The sequence below is a fragment of the Pseudomonas aegrilactucae genome (assembly GCF_019168305.1).
Lineage (GTDB): Bacteria > Pseudomonadota > Gammaproteobacteria > Pseudomonadales > Pseudomonadaceae > Aquipseudomonas > Aquipseudomonas aegrilactucae.
Map to the genome: position 1 here is coordinate 114,143 of NZ_JAHTBI010000056.1, position 16,508 is coordinate 130,650.

Sequence of the window (16,508 nt, forward strand, 5' to 3'; positions counted from 1 at the left end):
GTATCGACCCGGCTGGGCGCAGTCTGTACCGCGAGTAGGTTATACCGCGAGCAGGCGCCCGGCTCTACCGTTATCCCAGTGGATGACGGCCCGTCTCTATTGAAGGAAACCCGTTATGCGCCGACCTGCCAGCCTGATCGCCCTGTGTATCGGGCTTGTTTTCCACCCGGTGTTGCAGGCCGCCGACCCTGTGGCGCAGCGCTGGGTCAGCGCCGGGGGCGCGGTCAGCGAGTGGGTAGTGGCGCTGGGTGGAGAGTCCCGCCTGGTGGGCGTAGACACCACCAGCCAGCACCCACTCAGCCTCAAGGCCCTGCCCAGTATCGGCTACCAGCGCCAGTTGTCGGCCGAAGGTGTGCTCAGCCTGCGCCCGGACCTGCTGGTGGGCACCGAGGAGATGGGCCCGCCCGCGGTGCTCACGCAGATACGCGGCGCCGGGGTGAAGGTCGAGCTGTTCTCGAGCAAGGCCGACCTGCCGTCGCTGGAAGGCAACCTCAAACAACTGGGGCAACTGCTGGGCCAGGCGCAGCAGGCCGAGCAACTGTTCAGCGGCTACCGCCAGCAGCTCGACGGCTTGAGCGCCCGGATCAAGGCGGTGCAGGGCAGTCAGGCGGCGCCGGGGGTGATCCTGCTGGTCGGGCATGGTGGCGCCAAGCCGATGATTGCCGGCAAGGGCACCGCTGGCGACTGGCTTATCCGTCAGGCCGGCGGACGCAACCTGGCCGACAATGACGGCTACAAGAACTTCTCGGTCGAAGCGCTGGCGGCATTGAACCCGCAGGTGCTGGTGTTTGCCGACCGCAGCCTGACGGGCGAGGCGGCGCTGCAAGCCCTGCTCAAGGAAAACCCTGCGCTGGCGGCATCGCGCGCGGCACGTGACAAGCGCCTGGTGGAACTCGATCCGACCTTGCTGGTAGGCGGCCTCGGGCCGCGTCTGCCGGCCAGCCTGCAAGCCTTGGCACAGGCGTTCTACCCGGCGGCCACGGCGCAGTTGGTGCCATGAATCGGCTGGTGCAGCCGCGTACCTTGTTCGTCGGCTTGAGCCTGCTATGCCTGATGGCGGTGTGGCTGTCGCTGGCGCTGGGCCCGGTCAGCCTTCCGTTGCTGGATACCGTGCGGGCCGGTCTGCGTCTGCTTGGCGTACCCATTGACGCTCAGGGGCTGGAGCAGGCCGAACTGATCCTTGGCCAGATCCGACTGCCGCGAACCCTGCTCGGGTTGGTGGTGGGCGCGGTGCTGGCATTGTCCGGGGTGGCCATGCAGGGCCTGTTCCGCAATCCCCTGGCCGACCCCGGGTTGGTGGGCGTGTCCAGCGGTGCGGCGCTGGGCGCCGCCATTGCGATTGTCGGCGGCAACTGGATGGGCGGCATCCCTGACGCCTTCGCGCCTTACCTGTTGTCGTTGTGCGCGTTTCTGGGCGGGCTGGGGGTGACGGCGCTGGTGTATCGGCTGGGACGGCGTGACGGTCAGACCAGCGTGGCGACCATGTTGCTGGCAGGGATCGCGCTGACCGCCCTGGCAGGGTCTGCGGTCGGGCTGTTCACCTACCTGGCCGATGACGCGACGTTGCGCACCCTGACATTCTGGAACCTGGGCAGCCTGAACGGCGCCAGTTACCAGCGCCTGTGGCCGCTGCTGCTGGTGGCGGTGGTGGTGGCGCTGTGGCTGCCGCGCCGGGCGCAGGCGCTCAATGCCCTGCTGCTGGGCGAGTCGGAGGCACGGCACCTGGGTATCGAGGTCGAGAAGCTCAAGCGCGAACTGGTGTTCTGCACGGCGCTGGGTGTGGGGGCGGCGGTGGCGGCCGCCGGGTTGATCGGCTTTATCGGCCTGGTGGTGCCTCATCTGGTGCGGTTGCTGGCCGGGCCGGATCACCGCGTGCTGCTGCCGGCCTCGTTGCTGGCCGGTGCTTCCCTGCTGCTGTTCGCCGACCTGATCGCGCGCCTGGCCCTGGCGCCGGCCGAGCTGCCGATCGGCATTGTCACGGCGTTTATCGGCGCGCCGTTCTTCCTCTTTCTACTGGTACGAGGGCGTGCCTGATGTTGCGGGTAGAGCATCTGCAGGTGGTGCGCGGGCAAACCTGCGTGCTCGAGGGGGTCACCCTGGGCGTGGAGCCTGGACAGGTACTCGGCGTGCTGGGGCCCAATGGTGCGGGCAAGAGCACGCTGCTCGGCGCCTTGTGCGGCGAGTTGCCCGCGCATCAGGGGCAGGTGCTGCTGGATGAGCGGGGGCTCGCCGAGTGGAGTGGCCATGAGCGCGCGCAACGTCTGGCCGTACTGCCGCAAACCTCGACCCTGGGGTTTGCCTTTCGGGTGGAAGAGGTGGTGGGCATGGGGCGCTTGCCCCATCGCAGCGGCCAGGTGCGCGACCAGGCGATTGTGACCGCGGCCCTGGAGGCGGCAGATGCCGCGCACCTGGTGGGGCGCAGCTATCTGGCGCTGTCCGGCGGCGAGCGTCAGCGGGTGCATCTGGCGCGGGTGCTGGCGCAGTTGTGGCCTGGCGAGCAGGGTTGCACGCTGTTGCTCGATGAGCCCACCTCGATGCTCGACCCGTTGCACCAGCACACCACGTTGCAGGCGGTGCGGGCGTTCGCCGATCGTGGTGCGGCGGTGCTGGTGATCCTGCATGACCTGAACCTGGCGGCCCGCTATTGTGATCGTATCCTGCTGCTGGAGCGTGGCCGCCCCCATGCCCTCGATACACCCCGGCAGGTGTTGCAGCCTGAAGCCCTGCGCGCGGTATTCGGCCTGGAGGTACTGGTCCAGCCGCATCCGGAGCGCGGGCACCCGCTGATCATTGCCCGGTAGGAGTCTGCCTATGTCGTTGCGTACGTTGAGGGGGAGTGTCCTGTTGCTGCTGGCAGCGGTGGTGTGTGGCTGTCAGGCCGGCGCCCAGTTGCCGGCCCTGCCGGAACTGCCGGCCTGGCAAAGCCCGCAAGGGCGCGAGGATGCCCGGTTGGGACAGATTCAAGACCTGCGTACGGGGCAGTTGCTGAGCCCGGCGCAACTGGTCGAGCGCCTGGCCGCAGCAACGCGTGTGCTGGTGGGCGAGCAGCACGACAACCCTGATCACCATGCCTTGCAACTGTGGTTGCTGCGTGCGCTGGAGCAGCGACGGCCGCAGGGCAGCGTATTGCTGGAGATGCTGGAACCGGCGCAACAGGGGCGGGTTGATACGGTGAAGGCGCACACCGCGTTGCCGGCGGACCTGCAGCAGGCGCTCGGCTGGCCGGCCGGCTGGGACTGGAACCTGTATGGCCCGATCGTACGCCATGCGCTTGCGCAACCTTACCCACTGCTTGCCGCCAATCTGGACCGAAGCGAGGTGCGCGAGATCTATCGCCAGAAGCCGACGCTGGAGGGACCGCGCTCCACGGCTCAGGGCGTGACGGCCGCGTTGCTCGAGCAGGTGCGCGAAGGGCATTGCGGGCTGCTGCCCGAATCGCAGATGCCGGCCATGCTGGCGGTACAGCAACAGCGCGACCGACGCATTGCCCAGCAACTGATGCAGGCGCCGGCGCCGGCCATGTTGCTGGCAGGGGCCTATCATGTGCGCAAGGACATGGGCGTGCCGCTGCATCTTGAGGACCTTGGGGCGGCGAGTGGGACCGAGGTGGTGATGCTGGCTCAGGTGGGGGCGGCGGTTGAGCCGGGCATGGCCGATTTCGTGTGGTTTACGGCTGCCCTGGTCAAGCGCGATTACTGTGCGGATTTGCGCAAGGGCGAGTAAGCCATGCGTAGACCGGCAACGCCTGCTTGGCCGGCGAGGCAGGCACATCTCAAATGCCAGGCAAAAAAAGACCCGGCAAAGTGCCGGGTCAATAACCGTGATTAGCCTGATGAGGAGATAATCTGAGAGTCCGAACCAAGGTCTTTCAGAATATCCAACCAGTCTCGCGACCAGTTGTGATAATCATAACGATTCTCATTTCGAAGTCAATCCTTTCGTACGCTTTATTCTCAACTATTTTTGCGCGGGGTCTTGGCGTCGAGCTGTTTGTTGAGGTCATCCTTGCGCTCTGGCGGGATATCGTTCCAGTGAACATCCAGCAGGGCGCCTTCAATCGCGTAGAGCAGCACCTTCGAGGCACGAAAGCCACGGGTGCGTACCGCCCGGTAGGCATCCACTGCCCCCAGGCGACGTAAATCCGAGGCGCTGTGGATGCCCACCGCATGCAGCCACTGCGCCGAGGTCTTGCCAAGGTTTTTCAGATGCTGGAGCTCATCGTTCATCAAGCCTCCTTGCGACGGCTGAACGGGTCTTGGAGATTGATTCTGGGGCAGGTCAAAGAGGAGTGTAGCGGCAGTTGGAAAATACGCGGCGTTTTGCCATCGGGCGGCGAACGGCGGGGGCTGCAGCCACCATCAGGCAAGGCTGACAGTGGCCCGCAGGCGGGGGTTTCAGCGGGTACGGTAGCGCAGGCGGGTGCCGAAGTTCACCGACATCAGAATCTCGTCGGCGCTCAGTTCGACCGGGAAGTAGGTACCGGAGATCTGCGCATGGGCCAGGCTCGCGCCCTCCAGGCAGTTTTCCCGAAGGTCCAGGCCGCGCAGGTCGGCTGCACGGAAATAGGCGCCACTGAAGTCGATGCCCTGGGTGTCCAGCTTGCGCAGGTCCAGGCCACGAAAATCGCCGTCCTTGAAATCGATGGTGGCCGTTGTGGGCTTCTCGCGGTTGAACTCGGTGATGTGTTCCTTGTGCACCAAAGCGTATAGCGCGCTGTCGAGCTGGCGTGGCGTGTTCATGAAGGCGCCTCCTTGTTTGATCTTATGGTGGCATTATAGTGCCATCAAACGGAGACGCCCGGAATAGACGCGTGAAGTGTGGACTACTTCACGCTTGATGGGATTACAGGCCGGGCAGGCGTTGGCGGATCTGCTTGACCAGTTCGTCCAGGCTGCCGCTTTCGTTGGTTTGCACGCGCTTGCTCTGCAGCAGCTCTTGAGCGTTCAGTGGCTCGCGTTCGGTCTGTTGCGCCGCGACCACCTCCAGCGTGGCATCGGAAGGGTCGTTTTGGTCAGCCTGGCGCTGTGCCAGCCAGTTGGCGATCACTGCATCCGGTGCGTTGCAGTCCAGGATCAGGAAGGGGACACCGGTAGCGCTGGCGACCTCGGCCGCAGCCTGGCGCTGGGCCTGCTTGAGGTAGGTGGCGTCGATCACCACCGGGAATCCGGCGCGCAGGATGGCATCGGCCAACTGGTGCAGGTGCGCGTAGGTCTTCTGACTGGCATCACTGGTGTAGATGCCTTGCTGCAACTGGCCGGCATCCTGGCTGGTCTGCTCGCCGAGCAGGCGCTTGCGCTCCACGTCCGAACGCAGGCGAATGGCGCCCAGTGCCTCGACCATGCGCATGGCCACGTGGCTCTTGCCGACGGCGGACACGCCGTGGGTGATCGCCAGCAAGCGCGACGGAATCGCACTGTAGCTCTCGGCCAGGTTGGCGTAGTTGCGGTACTGGCGCAGGGTGGTAGCGCGCTGCACGCCATCGGCGTCGGCCGGCATGCTGAACAGGGCAACCTTGGCCCGCACCAGTGCGCGGTAGGCCTTGTAGAAGTTCAGCAGCTCGAGGCCGGCATAGTCGCCGGTGATTTCCAGGTACTGGCTGATGAAGCGCCGTGCCAGTGACTTGAGGCCACGGTCTTCAAGGTCCATGGCCAGGAAGGCGGTATCGGCATACACATCGGTCAGGCGGAAGGGCTCGTTGAACTCGATGCAGTCGAAGATCACCACCTGGCCGTCGATCACGGTGGCATTGCCCAGGTGAATGTCGCCGTGGCATTCGCGAATGAAGCCTTGTGCCTTGCGCGCCTCGAACAGCCCGTGCAGGCGATCGAAGCTGCTGCGGGCCCAGGCCTGCAGTGCGTCGAGTTGTACCAGGTCGGCCTTGTCGCTGAGGAACGGGCGGATCTGCTCGAAGTTCTGCTCCACCGGCGCCATCACGCTGTCGGGGGTGCCCAGCGGGTGATCGATGGCCACCGTGGGTGCATCGAGGTGGAAGCGGGCGATCTGGCGGGCCATCTGGTCGATGTGCGCGGCGGTCAGTTCGCCGTTGGCCTGCAGCGTGCTGAGCATCTGCTCCTGCGGGAACTGGCGCATCTTCAGGGCGTATTCGATGGCGGCACCCTCGCCACCCAGTTGCGGCGCCTCTGCGCTACCGGTGATCGGCAGCACGTCCAGGTACAGGCCGTCGGTCAGGCGCTGGTTCAGGCGCAGCTCTTCTGCGCAGAAGTGGGCACGGCTGGACAGCTCGGTGAAGTCCAGGAAGCCGAAATTCATCGGTTTCTTGATCTTGTAGGCGTAGTCGCCGGTGAGCAGCACCCAGGAAATATGCGTCTCGATAACCTGGAATTGCTTCACAGGGTGCGCAAACAGCGCCGGGTTTTGCAGGGCAGCGATCAAGGCTTGGCTCACGGGCGATCCTTCTGGGTCGTGGGAGATTCGAATCGGCCATTATGGCGGCAAGCGGGGCCGCTGCAAACCGCCGCAGGGCGCCTGTCGACAAGTGATAAAGTGCGTATAATCCGCCGCCATGACTCGTACCCGATCTTCCCGTACCCCCAAAAAACGCCCCGCTGGCCGCTCGCGTGCCTGGCTGGGCTGGGCGCTCAAGCTCAGCCTGGTCGGCCTTGTGGTGCTGGCAGGTTTTGCCGTCTACCTCGATGCCGTGGTCCAGGAGAAGTTCTCTGGCAAGCGCTGGACCATTCCGGCCAAGGTCTACGCGCGCCCGCTCGAGTTGTTCGTCGGACAGAAGCTGAGCAAGGCGGACTTCCTCATCGAACTGGATGCCCTGGGCTATCGCCGCGAAAGCGCGGCCAATGGCCCCGGCGCGGCGGCGGTCAACGGCAATACCATCGACCTCAATACCCGCGGCTTCCAGTTCTATGAAGGCATGGAGAAGGCGCAGGGCGTGCGCGTGCGCTTCTCGGGCGATTACGTGGCCGGGCTGAGCGGCAGCAACGGGTCCAAGCTCGACGTGGTGCGCCTGGAGCCCCTGCTGATCGGCGGTATCTACCCCAAGAATCTTGAAGACCGCATCCTGATCAAGCTCGACCAGGTGCCGCCTTACCTGCTCGAAACCCTGGTGGCGGTGGAAGATCGCGACTTCTATCACCACTTCGGCGTCTCGCCCAAGTCGATTGCGCGGGCCATCTGGGTCAATACCTCCTCCGGCGCGATGCGCCAGGGCGGCAGTACCCTGACCCAGCAGTTGGTCAAGAATTTCTACCTGACCAACGAGCGCAGCCTGAGCCGCAAGCTCAATGAAGCGATGATGGCGCTGCTGCTGGAGCTGCACTACGACAAGCGCGAGATCCTCGAGGCGTACCTCAACGAAGTGTTTGTCGGCCAGGATGGCCAGCGTGCGGTGCACGGCTTCGGCCTGGCCAGCCAGTTCTTCTTCAGCCAGCCGCTGTCGGAGCTCAAGCTGCACCAGGTGGCGTTGCTGGTGGGGATGGTCAAGGGGCCGTCCTACTACAACCCGCGGCGTTATCCGGAGCGTGCGACGGTGCGGCGCAACCTGGTGCTCGACCTGCTGGCCCAGCAAGGCGTCGCTACCCCCGAGGCGGTCGAGGCGGCGAAGAAGATGCCACTGGGCGTGACCAAGCGCGGTAGTCTGGCCGACAGTTCGTTCCCCGGCTTCCTCGACCTGGTCAAGCGCCAGCTGCGCCAGGATTACCGCGACGAAGACTTGACCGAAGAAGGCCTGCGCATCTTCACCAGTTTCGACCCGATCCTGCAGATGAAGTCCGAAGCGGCCATGAGCGAGACCTTCAAGCGCCTGAGTGGGCGCAAGGGGGCTGACGAGGTCGAGGCTGCCATGGTCGTGACCAACCCCGAAACCGGTGAAGTGCAGGCGCTGATCGGCAGTCGCCAGGCCGGCTTTGCCGGTTTCAACCGCGCCATCGACGCCGTGCGGCCGATCGGTTCGCTGGTCAAGCCGGCGGTGTACCTCACTGCATTGGAGAAGCCGAGCCAGTTCACCCTGACCAGTTGGGTGCAGGACGAGCCGTTCTCGGTCAAGGGCGGCGACGGCCAGGTGTGGAAGCCGCAGAACTATGATCGCCGCGCCCACGGCACGATCTTCCTGTACCAGGGCCTGGCCAACTCCTACAACCTGTCGACCGCCAAGCTCGGCATGGAAGTCGGCGTGCCGAATGTGATCAAGACCATTGCTCGCCTGGGCGTGAACGTCGACTGGCCGGCGTTCCCCTCGATGCTGCTGGGCGCTGGCGGCATGTCGCCGGTGCAGGTCGCGACCATGTACCAGACGCTCGCCAATGGCGGCTTCAATACGCCGATGCGCGGCATTCGCAGCGTGCTGACGGCCGAGGGCGAGCCGCTCAAGCGCTACCCGTTCCAGATCCAGCAGACCTTCGATCCGGGCTCCATCTATCTGGTACAGAACGCCATGCAGCGGGTCATGCGTGAAGGTACCGGGCGCTCGGTTTACAGTGTGTTGCCGAACTCGCTGAACCTGGCGGGCAAGACGGGCACCAGTAACGATTCGCGCGACAGCTGGTTTGCCGGTTTCAGCCAGGATCTGCTGGCGGTGGTGTGGCTGGGCCGCGACGACAATGGCAAGACGCCATTTACCGGTGCCACCGGTGCGCTGCAGGTGTGGACCAGTTTCATGCGCAAGGCCGATCCGCTGCCGCTGGACATGCCGCTACCGGACAATGTGGTGCAGGCCTGGGTCGACCCGCATACCGGGCAGGGCTCTGACGCCAGATGCCCGGGTGCGGTGCAGATGCCGTATATTCGCGGCAGTGAGCCAGTGGCCGGCGCTGCCTGCGGGGGTGAACAGGCGCCTGACGAGTCCGTGATGGACTGGGTCAAGGGTTGGATGAATTAAGCTCAGCAAAGAGGATGTGACGTGAAGAAGTGGTTGTTTCCTGCCGTAACGGCACTGGCTTTGCTTAATGGTTGCGCCAGCGTGCAGCGCGGCTCGATCCCTGTGGTGGATTCGAGCACCCGTGTTTCCAACAGTGAGCGGGTGTCAGCCAACCGTGCTGGCACCGCGCCCAGCACCGGCTCGCGCCAGGCCCAGGCGATGCCGCAAGACTCCGGCGTGACCGTGATGGTGCCCCAGGGTGCCGGTTCTGCGCCGATCCAGACGTTCCCGGCCGCCACCGGCGCGGCGCCGATCGACACTGGCCCGATTACCCCGGGCCCGGCAAACTCGGCGCCGTTCCCAGGCACGTCCACCGGCGACTACAGCGCGCCCAGCGCCCCGACCGGGATCCCGCGCAACAACACCAGCAGTGGCGGCGGCCTGTCGGCAGACGAGCAGCTCGATGGCCCTGTGCTGGCGCTGCTGACCACGGCCCAGTCGCAGCAGACCGGCGGTGACCTCAATGGCGCGTCGTCGAGCCTGGAGCGCGCCCAGCGCATTGCACCGCGTGAGCCGCAGGTACTCTATCGCCTGGCCCAGGTACGCCTGGCACAGGGTGATGCGGCGCAGTCCGAGCAACTGGCGCGGCGTGCCATGACCTATGCCAACGGTCGCCCCGACCTGCAAGCCGGCCTGTGGGACATCATTGCCCAGGCCCGTGACAAGCAGGGCGATGCAGCCGGTGCCGCGCTGGCGCGCCAGAAAGCGCAGGTCAACCTGTGATCGAGCAACGTATCCTGGATATCGCGGATCACCTGTTGCTGATCGAGCATGCGCTGCGCGAGCAGGGGTGGTGGAGCCAGGAGGCTCCCAGCCCCGAGGCATTGGCCAGCGTCACGCCGTTCGCGGTCGACGTCATGAGCTTCGACCAGTGGCTGCAGTGGATATTTCTGCCGAAAATGACCGAGATCCTGGAAAAGGGCCTGCCGCTGCCCAGCGCCTCGGGCATCCTGGTGATGGCTGAAACGGTATACGTGGGTCGTCCGCAAGAAAGTCGCGAGCTGCGCCGGCTATTAGCAGAATTCGACCAATTGATCAGTCCTTCTGCCTGAATTTCCCCTTTTTCACCCTTGGAGCCGCAGATTGTGGCTCTTTTTGTTTCTGAAGTTTGTTTTTCTGCTGCTGTCTTCGATATTAGTGGTGAATGCAGATAGTCATTTCAAAAAATTGGCAATAATTTTTCTTGACTTGTAGGCGCAGAATCACAAGAATCCAGTTTCCGCTTTAGAGGGACTGCCAGAAGCAGACCCGCTAAGCAGATCATGAGGCGCACACCCGCGCCGACCTGTTACACCCCGCAACGCGTTACCTCGCGCTGGGTGGGAAAACCCCGCAACACTTTGGGGCGCTCCCAATACTTGCTCAGTCAGTGCTGACGTAGTCGGCGATTTCGTCGCTCATGCTCTGCTTGGCAGTAAACCTATTAAGACCCGTCCTGCCTGGACGGTATTCTGGCGTTTTAGAGGTGAACAACGTGGAGCTTTTATCTGGCGCTGAAATGGTCGTCCGCTTTTTGCGTGACGAAGGCGTTAAGCACATCTACGGGTACCCAGGTGGTGCTCTTCTGCATGTATACGATGCCCTGTTCAAAGAACCGCAAGTAAGTCATATCCTGGTTCGTCACGAGCAGGCGGCAACCCACATGGCCGACGGTTATGCCCGTGCCACCGGTAAAGCCGGTGTGGTACTGGTCACCTCCGGTCCTGGTGCCACCAACGCCATTACCGGTATTGCCACGGCGTACATGGACTCCATCCCGATGGTCATCCTCTCCGGTCAGGTGCCCAGCACCATGGTCGGTACCGATGCCTTCCAGGAAACCGACATGATCGGTATTTCGCGGCCGATCGTGAAGCACAGCTTCATGATCAAGCACGCCTCGGAAATTCCGGAAGTGCTGAAGAAGGCCTTCTACCTGGCTGAGTCCGGTCGCCCGGGGCCGGTGGTTGTCGACATTCCGAAGGACATGACCAACCCGGCCGAGAAGTTCGAATACGTCTACCCGAAAAAGGTCAAGCTGCGCTCCTACAGCCCGGCCGTTCGCGGGCACTCGGGGCAGATCCGCAAGGCAGCCGAAATGCTCCTGGCGGCCAAGCGCCCGATCGTCTATGCCGGTGGTGGCGTTATCCTGGGCGGCGGCGCGGCGGCATTGACCGAAGTGGCTCAACTGCTCAACCTGCCCGTCACCAATACCCTGATGGGCCTGGGTGGCTACCCGGGTACAGACCGTCAGTTCCTGGGCATGCTCGGCATGCACGGCAGCTACACGGCCAACCTCGCGATGCACCATGCCGACGTGATCCTGGCTGTCGGTGCGCGCTTCGACGACCGTGTGGTCAACGGCCCGGCCAAGTTCTGCCCGAACGCCAAGGTCATCCACATCGATATCGACCCCGCGTCGATCTCCAAGACCATCAAGGCCGACGTGCCTATCGTCGGTCCGGTCGAGAGCGTGTTGAGCGAAATGCTCGCCACCCTGCGTGAAATCGGCGAAAAGCCGGAGCAGGCAGCGATGGACGCCTGGTGGAAGCAGATCGCCGAATGGCGTGGCGACGGCATCATGTTCCCTTACAACAAGGGCGATGGCAGCGTCATCAAGCCACAGACCGTGATCGAGACCCTGAGCGAAGTCACCAAGGGGGACGCTTTCGTTACCTCCGACGTGGGTCAGCACCAGATGTTCGCGGCGCAGTACTACCGCTTCAACAAGCCGAACCGTTGGATCAACTCCGGCGGCCTGGGCACCATGGGCTTCGGTTTCCCGGCGGCCATGGGCGTCAAGCTGAACTTCCCGGACCAGGACGTTGCCTGCGTCACCGGCGAGGGCAGCATCCAGATGAATATTCAGGAACTGTCGACCTGCCTGCAGTACGACCTGCCGGTCAAGATCGTCAACCTGAACAACGGCGTGTTGGGCATGGTTCGCCAGTGGCAGGACATGGCCTACAACAGCCGTCACTCGCACTCCTATATGGAATCGCTGCCTGACTTCGTCAAGCTGGCCGAAGCCTATGGTCACGTGGGTATCCGCATCACCGACCTGAAGGACCTCAAGCCCAAGCTGGAGGAAGCCTTCGCCCTGAAAGACCGGTTGGTGTTCATCGACATCCAGGTCGACAACAGCGAGCACGTCTACCCGATGCAGATCAAAGACGGCTCGATGCGCGATATGTGGCTGAGCAAGACGGAGCGGACCTAATCATGCGGCACATTATTTCCCTGCTGTTGGAAAACGAACCGGGTGCCTTGTCCCGTGTGGTCGGCCTGTTCTCGCAGCGCAACTACAACATCGAAAGCCTGACCGTTGCACCGACCGAAGACCCGACCCTGTCGCGCCTGACGTTGACCACGGTCGGTCATGACGAGGTGATCGAGCAGATCACCAAGAACCTGAACAAGCTGGTAGAGGTGGTCAAGCTGGTCGACCTCTCGGAAAGCGCGCACATCGAACGTGAGCTGATGCTGGTCAAGATCAAGGCCACGGGCGCACAGCGTGCCGAGATCAAACGCACCACCGATATCTATCGTGGGCAGATCGTCGATGTGAGCAGCAGCGTGTACACCGTGCAACTGTCGGGCACCAGCGACAAGCTGGACAGCTTCATTCAGTCCATCGGTACCGCGTCCATTCTCGAAACCGTGCGCAGTGGCGTCACCGGCATTGCCCGTGGCGACAAAGTGCTCAGCATCTAACTCAAAGAATTAGCGAATGGCCTGAGAGGGCCGAGATAACCAGGGGTATTTTCATGAAAGTTTTCTACGACAAAGACTGCGACCTTTCGATCATCCAGGGCAAGAAAGTTGCCATCATCGGTTACGGCTCCCAAGGTCACGCCCAGGCGTGCAACCTGAAAGACTCCGGTGTGGATGTCACTGTCGGTCTGCGTAAAGGTTCGGCCACCGTTGCCAAAGCCGAAGCCCACGGCCTGAAAGTAGCCGACGTGGCGACCGCTGTTGCCGGTGCCGACCTGGTCATGATTCTGACCCCGGACGAGTTCCAGTCCCAGCTCTACAAGAACGAAGTCGAGCCGAACATCAAGAAGGGCGCCACCCTGGCCTTCTCCCACGGTTTCGCCATCCACTACAACCAGGTCGTGCCACGCGCTGACCTGGACGTGATCATGATCGCGCCAAAAGCGCCAGGTCACACTGTACGTTCCGAATTCGTCAAAGGCGGCGGTATCCCTGACCTGATCGCTATCTACCAGGACGCCTCGGGCAATGCCAAGAACGTAGCCCTGTCCTACGCTGCTGGCGTTGGTGGCGGCCGTACCGGCATCATCGAAACCACCTTCAAGGACGAGACCGAAACCGACCTGTTCGGCGAACAAGCCGTTCTGTGCGGCGGTACTGTCGAGCTGGTCAAGGCCGGCTTCGAAACCCTGGTTGAAGCTGGCTACGCGCCAGAAATGGCCTACTTCGAGTGCCTGCACGAACTGAAGCTGATCGTTGACCTCATGTACGAAGGCGGTATCGCCAACATGAACTACTCGATCTCCAACAACGCCGAATACGGCGAGTACGTGACCGGCCCTGAAGTCATCAACGCCGAATCCCGTCAGGCCATGCGTAACGCGCTGAAACGCATTCAGGACGGCGAATACGCCAAGATGTTCATCAGCGAAGGCGCCACCGGCTATCCTTCGATGACCGCCAAGCGTCGCAACAACGCTGCTCACGGTATCGAAATCATCGGCGAGCAACTGCGTTCCATGATGCCTTGGATCTCCGCGAACAAAATCGTCGACAAGGCCAAGAACTGATCTTGCTCTGATGCGATGAAAACGCGGCTTCGGCCGCGTTTTTTTCGTTTAGGCGGTCAGCTTCTGGTATAAAGCTTCATCGTTTGCCGGCGAACCCTCGCCGCAGACGTCTGTCGAAACTTTCCACACCGTTGCAAGGTAATGTCCATGAGCGAACGTCCCGAAGAGCCGAACAAGGCCTCTGACGCCGAAAGCCTGCTACCGATCGATGAGCATGTTGAAGAAGGGCATGACGCCGAAGGACGCAAGGTTCGGCATCGCGGCATCTATCTGTTGCCCAACCTGTTCACCACTGCGAACCTGTTCGCCGGTTTCTATTCGATCATCAACTCCATGAGCGCCCAGAGCGCCTTGAGTGCGGGTGATCCACGCGAGGCGAGCAAGTACTTCGCCTTCGCCGCCATCGCGATCTTCGTCGCCATGGTGCTTGATGGCCTGGACGGGCGTGTTGCCCGCATGACCAATACGCAAAGCGCCTTCGGTGCCGAGTACGATTCGCTGTCCGACATGGTCGCGTTTGGCGTGGCCCCGGCGCTGCTGGCCTTCGGCTGGGCGCTGGGTGACATGGGCAAGGTCGGCTGGATGGTGGCCTTCATCTATGTGGCGGGCGCTGCATTGCGCCTGGCGCGTTTCAACACCCAGGTCGGCAAGGCCGACAAGCGCTACTTCATCGGCCTGGCCAGTCCGGCAGCTGCCGGTGTCGTGGCCGGTACGGTGTGGGCGTTCAGCGACTACGGCATCCAGGGCTCGAAGTTGTCGTTCCTGGTGGCCTTGCTGGTGGCGGCAGCGGGCATGCTGATGGTCAGCAACATCAAGTACAACAGCTTCAAGGAGCTGGATCTCAAGGGGCGTGTGCCGTTCGTGGCCATCCTTGCCGTGGTGCTGGTGTTCGCGGTAGTGTTCAGCGATCCGCCACGTATCCTGCTGCTGATTTTCCTCGCGTATGCCGCGTCGGGGCCGGTGCAGTACCTGCTGCGTTCGCGTCGCAAGAAAACCACCGAGCAGTGATGTAATTTCCCCCGGGCTCCGTAGTCTACTGGTGCATCAGCTCACCGGTTCTACGGAGTCATCATGCTTATCAAGCTGCCCCGGCCTTCTGACTGCAACGAATCGCAGGTCACGCCTGAATCTCTCTACCTGACTCGACGTACCCTGCTGGGCGGCGCCGCGGCTGCACTGGCGGTTGGCGGTGTGCCGCGCTGGGCAAGTGCCGCTGAGGCTTCGCGCTATGCCGATGTCGAGGCCGGTGCTGCGCCGGGCTGGTTCAGCGAGAAGTTGCAGGGCACCCAATGGCAGGCAGTCACCGTGAAGGGGGAGGCGATCACGCCGTTCAAGGATGCCACGCACTACAACAACTTCTATGAGTTCGGCACCGACAAGGGCGACCCTGCCGAGCATGCCGGTGCGTTGCCGACTGCGCCCTGGACGGTGGTGGTCGATGGCGAGGTGGGCAAGCCGGGGCGCTACGCACTCGAAGACTTCATGAAGCCCTATCAACTGCAAGAGCGTATCTACCGGTTGCGCTGTGTCGAGGCCTGGTCGATGGTGATTCCGTGGCTGGGGTTCCCGATTTCGGCGTTGCTCAAGCAGGTCGAGCCGACCTCCAAGGCCAGATACATTCGTTTTGAAACCTTGCAGGATCCCAGTCACATGCCGGGGCAGCGCTCCGGTTTTGCGCTGATCGACTGGCCGTATGTCGAGGGCTTGCGCCTGGATGAGGCGATGAACCCGCTGGCGATTCTGGCGGTGGGCATGTATGGGCGCGAGTTGCCCAATCAGAATGGCGCGCCGCTGAGGTTGGTGGTGCCGTGGAAGTACGGCTTCAAGAGCATCAAATCGATTGTGCGTATCAGCCTGGTCGAGCAGCAGCCGCGTACCACCTGGCAGAACATTGCGCCGGAGGAGTACGGTTTCTATGCCAACGTCAACCCGACGGTCGACCATCCGCGCTGGACTCAGGCGCGTGAACGTCGGTTGCCCAGCGGGCTGTTCAGCCCGAATGTGCGTGAGACGCAGATGTTCAACGGTTACGCCGACGAGGTTGCTTCTTTATATAGCGGGCTTGACCTGCGGACGAACTACTGATGCGCTACCCACTGTTTCGTCTTGCGATCTTCGTGCTGGCGTGTGCCTGGCCGCTCTACTGGCTGGTGCAGGCTGGGCTTGATGCGCTGGGGCCCGACCCTGGCAAGGTGCTGGTGGACCGGATGGGGCAGGGCGCGTTGGTGTTCCTGCTAATCACCTTGTGCATGACGCCGTTGCAGAAACTCACAGGATGGTCGGGTTGGATTGTGGTGCGCCGGCAGTTGGGGTTGTGGTGCTTTGCGTATGGGGTGCTGCACCTGTGTGGTTACCTGTTTTTCATTCTTGGGCTGGATTGGGGGCAGTTGGGCGTGGAGTTGCGCAAGCGCCCCTACATCATTGTGGGTGTATTGGCATTTATCGGGCTGTTGGCCTTGGCGATTACATCCAACCGTTATAGCCAGCGTCGGTTGGGTGCCCGCTGGAAGAAGCTGCACAAGCTGGTCTATGTCATTCTGGGGCTGGGGCTGTTGCACTTCTTGTGGATCGTGCGTGCCGACCTCAAGGAGTGGACCGTGTATGCGAGTATCGGCGCATTGCTGCTGTTGTTGCGAGTTCCCTCTGTAGCCAGGCGTATTCCGCGCCTGGTGGGGCGCAAACGAGCTGTTGTAACAAAAGTTGAAACAAACCCTTGACGGCCCCTCAGAAGTCTTTATACTTCGCCCCACTTCCAGCGTAGTCGGAATGAAAAACTCCTTGAGTATCAACGAGTTAGACGTTTCAGGTGGTGCTGGAAGTGCTTCGATCGAAAGATCGGAGGCGGTGAAAAAGGTGGTTGA

16 protein-coding genes are annotated in these 16,508 nt (G+C 62.6%); 13 read left to right on the top strand and 3 right to left on the bottom strand.

Annotation, left to right across the window (positions count from 1 at the left end; translation table 11 throughout):
* Nucleotides 1-115 precede the first annotated feature (115 nt).
* Genes KUO17_RS17080 through KUO17_RS17095 form a run of 4 tightly spaced genes read left to right on the top strand, consistent with a single transcriptional unit; the run spans nt 116 to nt 3,723 of the window.
* Nucleotides 116-1,000, top strand: a complete 885-nt coding sequence (locus KUO17_RS17080) for a heme/hemin ABC transporter substrate-binding protein (RefSeq protein WP_217976708.1) — start codon at nt 116-118, stop codon at nt 998-1,000.
* A 50-nt stretch (nt 1,001-1,050) separates the two neighbouring features.
* Complete coding sequence (locus KUO17_RS17085; protein WP_217976724.1) at nt 1,051-2,034, top strand: FecCD family ABC transporter permease; 984 nt, start codon at nt 1,051-1,053, stop codon at nt 2,032-2,034.
* Nucleotides 2,034-2,801, top strand: coding sequence for a heme ABC transporter ATP-binding protein (locus tag KUO17_RS17090; RefSeq protein ID WP_217976709.1), 768 nt, complete (start codon nt 2,034-2,036; stop codon nt 2,799-2,801). The genes KUO17_RS17085 and KUO17_RS17090 overlap by 1 nt, the downstream gene beginning before the upstream one ends.
* Nucleotides 2,802-2,811: 10 nt before the next feature.
* A complete protein-coding gene (locus tag KUO17_RS17095) occupies nt 2,812-3,723 on the top strand; it encodes a ChaN family lipoprotein (protein ID WP_217976710.1) in 912 nt (303 codons plus the stop codon).
* Nucleotides 3,724-3,953: 230 nt separating this feature from the next.
* Here the strand turns inward: KUO17_RS17095 and KUO17_RS17100 are convergent, their stop codons facing one another.
* The 3 genes from KUO17_RS17100 to KUO17_RS17110 all read right to left on the bottom strand — a co-directional run bounded on the left by KUO17_RS17100 (nt 3,954) and on the right by KUO17_RS17110 (nt 6,405).
* Entirely contained in the window at nt 3,954-4,226 is a 273-nt protein-coding gene (locus KUO17_RS17100; protein WP_217976711.1) for a TfoX/Sxy family protein, read from the bottom strand.
* 168 nt (nt 4,227-4,394) lie between these two features.
* Entirely contained in the window at nt 4,395-4,739 is a 345-nt protein-coding gene (locus KUO17_RS17105) for a pentapeptide repeat-containing protein (RefSeq protein WP_217976712.1), read from the bottom strand.
* A 103-nt stretch (nt 4,740-4,842) separates the two neighbouring features.
* Complete coding sequence (locus KUO17_RS17110; protein ID WP_217976713.1) at nt 4,843-6,405, bottom strand: bifunctional aminoglycoside phosphotransferase/ATP-binding protein; 1,563 nt, start codon at nt 6,403-6,405, stop codon at nt 4,843-4,845.
* A gap of 118 nt (nt 6,406-6,523) precedes the next feature.
* Between KUO17_RS17110 and mrcB the strand changes: the two genes are divergently transcribed.
* The 9 genes from mrcB to msrQ all read left to right on the top strand — a co-directional run bounded on the left by mrcB (nt 6,524) and on the right by msrQ (nt 16,364).
* On the top strand, nt 6,524-8,845 hold the full coding sequence (mrcB, locus tag KUO17_RS17115; protein WP_217976714.1) for a penicillin-binding protein 1B: 2,322 nt from the start codon (nt 6,524-6,526) through the stop codon (nt 8,843-8,845).
* A gap of 21 nt (nt 8,846-8,866) precedes the next feature.
* Nucleotides 8,867-9,607 (top strand): tetratricopeptide repeat protein, encoded by a 741-nt coding sequence (locus KUO17_RS17120; RefSeq protein WP_217976715.1) that lies wholly within the window; start codon nt 8,867-8,869, stop codon nt 9,605-9,607.
* On the top strand, nt 9,604-9,936 hold the full coding sequence (locus KUO17_RS17125) for a YqcC family protein (protein ID WP_217976716.1): 333 nt from the start codon (nt 9,604-9,606) through the stop codon (nt 9,934-9,936). Before KUO17_RS17120 ends, KUO17_RS17125 begins: the two co-directional genes overlap by 4 nt.
* A 422-nt stretch (nt 9,937-10,358) precedes the next feature.
* A complete protein-coding gene (locus KUO17_RS17130) occupies nt 10,359-12,083 on the top strand; it encodes an acetolactate synthase 3 large subunit (RefSeq protein WP_217976717.1) in 1,725 nt (574 codons plus the stop codon).
* Nucleotides 12,084-12,085: 2 nt separating this feature from the next.
* Nucleotides 12,086-12,577 (top strand): acetolactate synthase small subunit, encoded by a 492-nt coding sequence (ilvN, locus tag KUO17_RS17135; RefSeq protein WP_217976718.1) that lies wholly within the window; start codon nt 12,086-12,088, stop codon nt 12,575-12,577.
* Nucleotides 12,578-12,630: 53 nt separating this feature from the next.
* Nucleotides 12,631-13,647, top strand: a complete 1,017-nt coding sequence (gene ilvC / locus KUO17_RS17140) for a ketol-acid reductoisomerase (protein WP_217976719.1) — start codon at nt 12,631-12,633, stop codon at nt 13,645-13,647.
* A 147-nt stretch (nt 13,648-13,794) separates the two neighbouring features.
* Nucleotides 13,795-14,655, top strand: coding sequence for a CDP-diacylglycerol--serine O-phosphatidyltransferase (gene pssA, locus KUO17_RS17145; protein WP_163944929.1), 861 nt, complete (start codon nt 13,795-13,797; stop codon nt 14,653-14,655).
* Nucleotides 14,656-14,718: 63 nt separating this feature from the next.
* Nucleotides 14,719-15,732 carry a protein-methionine-sulfoxide reductase catalytic subunit MsrP gene (msrP, locus tag KUO17_RS17150; protein WP_217976720.1) on the top strand — a complete coding sequence of 338 codons (1,014 nt, stop codon included), beginning with the start codon at nt 14,719-14,721 and terminating at the stop codon, nt 15,730-15,732.
* The gene (msrQ, locus tag KUO17_RS17155) at nt 15,732-16,364 is read left to right on the top strand and encodes a protein-methionine-sulfoxide reductase heme-binding subunit MsrQ (protein ID WP_217976721.1); all 633 of its coding nucleotides are present in this window, start codon (nt 15,732-15,734) and stop codon (nt 16,362-16,364) included. Before msrP ends, msrQ begins: the two co-directional genes overlap by 1 nt.
* Nucleotides 16,365-16,508 lie beyond the last annotated feature (144 nt).